General features: G+C 71.2%; 5 protein-coding genes. All 5 read left to right on the top strand.

What is annotated here, in order from left to right; all coding sequences use genetic code 11:
- From phzC to phzG, 5 genes are read left to right on the top strand one after another with little or no spacing between them, the layout of a single operon-like run.
- On the top strand, positions 1 to 1,218 hold the full coding sequence (phzC, locus tag HMPREF2581_RS21950) for a phenazine biosynthesis protein PhzC (RefSeq protein WP_011666542.1): 1,218 nt from the start codon (positions 1 to 3) through the stop codon (positions 1,216 to 1,218).
- On the top strand, positions 1,215 to 1,838 hold the full coding sequence (gene phzD / locus HMPREF2581_RS21945) for a phenazine biosynthesis protein PhzD (RefSeq protein ID WP_003093625.1): 624 nt from the start codon (positions 1,215 to 1,217) through the stop codon (positions 1,836 to 1,838). The genes phzC and phzD overlap by 4 nt, the downstream gene beginning before the upstream one ends.
- Positions 1,835 to 3,718, top strand: a complete 1,884-nt coding sequence (gene phzE / locus HMPREF2581_RS21940) for a phenazine biosynthesis protein PhzE (protein WP_003137488.1) — start codon at positions 1,835 to 1,837, stop codon at positions 3,716 to 3,718. The genes phzD and phzE overlap by 4 nt, the downstream gene beginning before the upstream one ends.
- A 13-nt stretch (positions 3,719 to 3,731) precedes the next feature.
- Positions 3,732 to 4,568, top strand: coding sequence for a phenazine biosynthesis protein PhzF (phzF, locus tag HMPREF2581_RS21935; protein ID WP_003093628.1), 837 nt, complete (start codon positions 3,732 to 3,734; stop codon positions 4,566 to 4,568).
- 25 nt (positions 4,569 to 4,593) lie between these two features.
- Complete coding sequence (gene phzG / locus HMPREF2581_RS21930) at positions 4,594 to 5,238, top strand: phenazine biosynthesis FMN-dependent oxidase PhzG (protein WP_003112073.1); 645 nt, start codon at positions 4,594 to 4,596, stop codon at positions 5,236 to 5,238.
- Positions 5,239 to 5,388 lie beyond the last annotated feature (150 nt).

Genomic DNA, 5,388 nt, shown 5'->3' with positions numbered 1-5,388 from the left:
ATGGACGATCTATTGCAACGCGTACGGCGCTGCGAAGCGCTGCAGCAACCCGAATGGGGCGATCCGTCGCGCCTGCGCGACGTGCAGGCGTACCTGCGCGGCAGTCCGGCGCTGATCCGCGCCGGCGACATCCTGGCCCTGCGCGCGACCCTGGCGCGGGTCGCCCGCGGCGAGGCGCTGGTGGTGCAGTGCGGCGACTGCGCCGAGGACATGGACGACCACCATGCCGAGAACGTGGCGCGCAAGGCCGCCGTGCTGGAACTGCTGGCCGGCGCCCTGCGCCTGGCCGGCCGGCGACCGGTGATCCGCGTCGGGCGCATCGCCGGGCAGTACGCCAAGCCGCGTTCCAAGCCGCACGAGCAGGTCGGCGAGCAGACCCTGCCGGTCTATCGCGGCGACATGGTCAACGGCCGCGAGGCCCATGCCGAGCAGCGCCGGGCCGATCCGCAGCGGATCCTCAAGGGCTATGCGGCGGCGCGCAACATCATGCGCCACCTGGGCTGGGACGCCGCGTCCGGGCAGGAGGCGAATGCCTCGCCGGTCTGGACCAGCCACGAGATGCTGCTGCTCGACTACGAGCTGTCGATGCTGCGCGAGGACGAGCAGCGCCGGGTCTACCTCGGTTCGACCCACTGGCCGTGGATCGGCGAGCGCACCCGCCAGGTCGACGGCGCCCATGTGGCGCTGCTGGCCGAGGTGCTCAACCCGGTGGCCTGCAAGGTCGGTCCGGAGATCGGCCGCGACCAGTTGCTGGCGCTCTGCGAGCGCCTCGATCCGCGCCGCGAGCCGGGACGCCTGACGCTGATCGCGCGGATGGGCGCGCAGAAGGTCGGCGAGCGCCTGCCGCCGCTGGTGGAGGCGGTGCGCGCGGCCGGGCACCCGGTGATCTGGCTGAGCGACCCGATGCACGGCAACACCATCGTCGCGCCCTGCGGCAACAAGACCCGCCTGGTGCGCAGCATCGCCGAGGAGGTGGCGGCGTTCCGCCTGGCGGTGTCCGGCTCCGGCGGCGTGGCCGCCGGGCTGCACCTGGAGACCACCCCGGACGACGTCACCGAGTGCGTCGCCGATTCCAGCGGCCTGCACCAGGTCGGCCGGCACTACACCAGCCTCTGCGATCCGCGGCTGAACCCCTGGCAGGCGCTCAGCGCGGTGATGGCCTGGGCCGGCGCAGAAGCGACCCCGAGCGCAACCTTCCCCCTGGAGACCGTGGCATGAGCGGCATTCCCGAAATCACCGCCTATCCCTTGCCGACCGCCCAGCAGCTGCCGGCCAACCTGGCGCGCTGGAGCCTGGAGCCGCGGCGCGCGGTGCTGCTGGTGCACGACATGCAGCGCTACTTCCTGCGCCCGCTGCCCGAGAGCCTGCGCGCCGGGCTGGTGGCCAACGCCGCGCGGCTGCGCCGCTGGTGCGTCGAGCAGGGCGTGCAGATCGCCTACACCGCCCAGCCGGGCAGCATGACCGAGGAGCAGCGCGGCCTGCTCAAGGACTTCTGGGGGCCGGGCATGCGCGCCAGTCCGGCCGACCGCGAGGTGGTCGAGGAGCTGGCGCCGGGGCCGGACGACTGGCTGCTGACCAAGTGGCGCTACAGCGCCTTCTTCCACTCCGACCTGCTCCAGCGGATGCGCGCCGCCGGCCGCGACCAGTTGGTGCTGTGCGGCGTATACGCCCACGTCGGGGTGCTGATCTCCACGGTCGACGCCTACTCCAACGACATCCAGCCGTTCCTGGTGGCCGACGCCATCGCCGACTTCAGCGAGGCGCACCACCGCATGGCCCTGGAATACGCCGCCAGCCGCTGCGCGATGGTGGTCACCACCGACGAGGTGCTGGAATGAACGCCCTGCCCACATCGCTGTTGCAGCGCCTGCTCGAACGGCCGGCGCCGTTCGCCTTGCTCTACCGCCCGGAAAGCAATGGCCCGGGCCTGCTCGACGTGATTCGCGGCGAGACGCTCGAACTGCACGGCCTGGCCGACCTGCCACTGGACGAGCCCGGCCCGGGCCTGCCGCGCCATGACCTGCTGGCGCTGATTCCCTACCGGCAGATCGCCGAGCGCGGCTTCGAGGCGCTCGACGACGGCACGCCGCTGCTGGCGCTGAAGGTTCTGGAGCAGGAACTGCTGCCGTTGGAGCAGGCCCTGGCGCTGCTGCCGAACCAGGCGCTGGAACTGAGCGAGGAAGCTTTCGACCTCGACGACGAGGCCTACGCCGAAGTGGTCGGGCGGGTCATCGCCGACGAGATCGGTCGCGGCGAAGGCGCCAACTTCGTGATCAAGCGGCGCTTCCAGGCGCGCATCGACGGCTACGCCACGGCCAGCGCGCTGAGTTTCTTCCGCCAGTTGCTGCTGCGCGAGAAGGGCGCCTACTGGACCTTCATCGTCCACACCGGCGAACGCACCCTGGTCGGCGCCTCGCCCGAGCGACACATCAGCGTGCGCGACGGCCTGGCGGTGATGAACCCGATCAGCGGCACCTACCGCTACCCGCCGGCCGGGCCGAACCTGGCCGAGGTCATGGAATTCCTCGACAACCGCAAGGAAGCCGACGAGCTGTACATGGTGGTGGACGAGGAGCTGAAGATGATGGCGCGGATCTGCGAGGACGGCGGCCGGGTGCTCGGTCCCTACCTCAAGGAGATGGCGCACCTGGCGCACACCGAGTACTTCATCGAGGGCCAGACCAGCCGCGACGTGCGCGAGGTGCTGCGCGAGACGCTGTTCGCCCCGACCGTCACCGGCAGCCCGCTGGAAAGCGCCTGCCGGGTGATCCGCCGCTACGAGCCGCAGGGTCGCGGCTACTACAGCGGGGTGGCGGCGCTGATCGGCGGCGACGGCCAGGGCGGGCGCACGCTGGACTCGGCGATCCTGATCCGCACCGCCGAGATCGAGAGCGACGGCCGCCTGCGCATCGGCGTCGGCTCGACCATCGTGCGTCACTCCGATCCCCTGGGCGAGGCGGCGGAAAGCCGGGCCAAGGCTTCCGGGCTGATCGCCGCGCTGAAGAGCCAGGCGCCGCAGCGCCTGGGCTCGCACCCGCACGTAGTGGCGGCGCTGGCCAGCCGCAACGCGCCGATCGCCGACTTCTGGCTGCGCGGCGCCAGCGAGCGCCAGCAGTTGCAGGCCGACCTGTCCGGACGCGAGGTGCTGATCGTCGACGCCGAGGACACCTTCACCTCGATGATCGCCAAGCAGCTCAAGTCGCTGGGCCTGACGGTGACCGTGCGCGGCTTCCAGGAGCCGTACTCGTTCGACGGCTACGACCTGGTGATCATGGGCCCCGGCCCGGGCAACCCCACCGAGATCGGCCAGCCGAAGATCGGCCACCTGCACCTGGCCATCCGTTCGCTGCTCAGCGAGCGCCGGCCGTTCCTCGCCGTGTGCCTGAGCCACCAGGTGCTGAGCCTGTGCCTGGGCCTGGACCTGCAACGCCGGCAGGAGCCCAACCAGGGCGTGCAGAAACAGATCGACCTGTTCGGCGCCGCCGAGCGCGTCGGCTTCTACAACACCTTCGCCGCGCGCGCCCTGCAGGACCGCATCGAGATCCCCGAGGTCGGCCCGATCGAGATCAGCCGCGACCGCGAGACCGGCGAGGTCCATGCCCTGCGCGGGCCGCGCTTCGCCTCCATGCAATTCCACCCCGAATCGGTGCTGACCCGCGAGGGTCCGCGCATCATCGCCGACCTGCTGCGCCACGCGCTGGTCGAGCGGCGGCCCTGAGCCAGGAGAGCCCATGCACAGATATGTCGTGATAGACGCCTTCGCCAGCGAACCGCTGCAAGGCAACCCGGTGGCGGTGTTCTTCGACTGCGACGACCTCAGCGGCGAGCGCATGCAGCGCATGGCGCGGGAGATGAACCTGTCGGAGAGCACCTTCGTGCTCCGCCCGCAACAGGACGGCGACGCGCGCATCCGCATCTTCACCCCGGTCAACGAACTGCCGTTCGCCGGCCACCCGCTGCTGGGCACCGCCATCGCCCTGGGCGCCGAGACCGACAAGGACAGGCTGTTCCTGGAGACCAGGATGGGCACCGTGCCCTTCGCCCTGGAGCGCCAGGACGGCAAGGTGGTGGCCTGCAGCATGCAGCAGCCGATCCCCACCTGGGAGCACTTCAGCCGACCGGCCGAGCTGCTCGCCGCCCTCGGCCTGAAGGGCTCGACCTTTCCCATCGAGGTCTACCGCAACGGCCCGCGCCACGTGTTCGTCGGCCTGGAGAGCGTCGCCGCGCTGTCCGCGCTGCACCCCGACCACCGCGCGCTGTGCGACTTCCCGGACCTGGCGGTGAACTGCTTCGCCGGCGCCGGGCGGCACTGGCGCAGCCGCATGTTCTCGCCGGCCTACGGCGTGGTCGAGGACGCCGCCACCGGCTCCGCCGCCGGGCCGCTGGCGATCCACCTGGCGCGCCACCGGCAGATTCCCTACGGGCAGCAGATCGAGATCCTCCAGGGCGTCGAGATCGGCCGGCCGTCGCGCATGTACGCCCGCGCCGAGGGCGCCGGCGAGCGGGTCTCGGCGGTGGAAGTGTCGGGCAACGGCGCGGCCTTCGCCGAAGGCCGGGCCTACCTGTGAACGGGCAGAACGGAGGAACGCCATGATGGGCGTCAACGCGAACATTTCCGAGTCCCTCACCGGGACCATCGAAGCCCCTTTCCCGGAGTTCGAGGCGCCGCCGGCGAACCCCATGGAGGTGCTGCGCAACTGGCTGGAACGCGCCCGCCGCTATGGCGTGCGCGAGCCGCGGGCACTGGCCCTGGCCACGGTCGACGGGCAGGGCCGGCCGTCGACGCGGATCGTGGTGATCGCCGAACTCGGCGAGCGCGGGGTGGTGTTCGCCACCCACGCCGATAGCCAGAAGGGCCGCGAACTGGCGCAGAACCCCTGGGCCTCGGGGGTGCTGTACTGGCGCGAGAGCAGCCAGCAGATCATCCTCAACGGCCGCGCCGAACGCCTGCCCGACGAGCGCGCCGACGCCCAGTGGCTGAGCCGCCCGTACCAGACCCACCCGATGTCGATCGCCTCGCGGCAGAGCGAAACCCTCGCCGACATCCACGCCCTGCGCGCCGAAGCCCGGCGCCTGGCGGAAACCGACGGCCCGCTGCCGCGCCCACCGGGCTACTGCCTGTTCGAACTGTGCCTGGAGTCGGTGGAGTTCTGGGGCAACGGCACCGAGCGGCTGCACGAGCGCCTGCGCTACGACCGCGACGAAGGAGGCTGGAAGCACCGCTACCTGCAACCGTGACGACACCGCTGCGCCGGCGTTTCACGGCGGATATGCGTCCCGCGGCCCCGTAGTCGGGCCGTAGGGCGAATAACGCCACCGGCGTTATCCGCCGCTGCGCCGACGTTTCATGGCGGATAACCGCAAGCGGTTATTCGCCCTACGCGGCCT

It is taken from the genome of Pseudomonas sp. HMSC057H01, from assembly GCF_001836405.1.
Classification (GTDB): domain Bacteria; phylum Pseudomonadota; class Gammaproteobacteria; order Pseudomonadales; family Pseudomonadaceae; genus Pseudomonas; species Pseudomonas aeruginosa.
This window is presented reverse-complemented; position numbering and strand designations above follow the sequence as displayed.

Bases quoted from the DNA above. Each gene is read 5' to 3' on its own strand.
- phzD (WP_003093625.1), top strand. From the start codon at position 1,215: ATGAGCGGCATTCCCGAAATCACCGCCTATCCCTTGCCGACCGCCCAG.
- phzG (WP_003112073.1), top strand. From the start codon at position 4,594: ATGGGCGTCAACGCGAACATTTCCGAGTCCCTCACCGGGACCATCGAA.
- phzC (WP_011666542.1), top strand. From the start codon at position 1: ATGGACGATCTATTGCAACGCGTACGGCGCTGCGAAGCGCTGCAGCAA.
- phzF (WP_003093628.1), top strand. From the start codon at position 3,732: ATGCACAGATATGTCGTGATAGACGCCTTCGCCAGCGAACCGCTGCAA.
- phzE (WP_003137488.1), top strand. From the start codon at position 1,835: ATGAACGCCCTGCCCACATCGCTGTTGCAGCGCCTGCTCGAACGGCCG.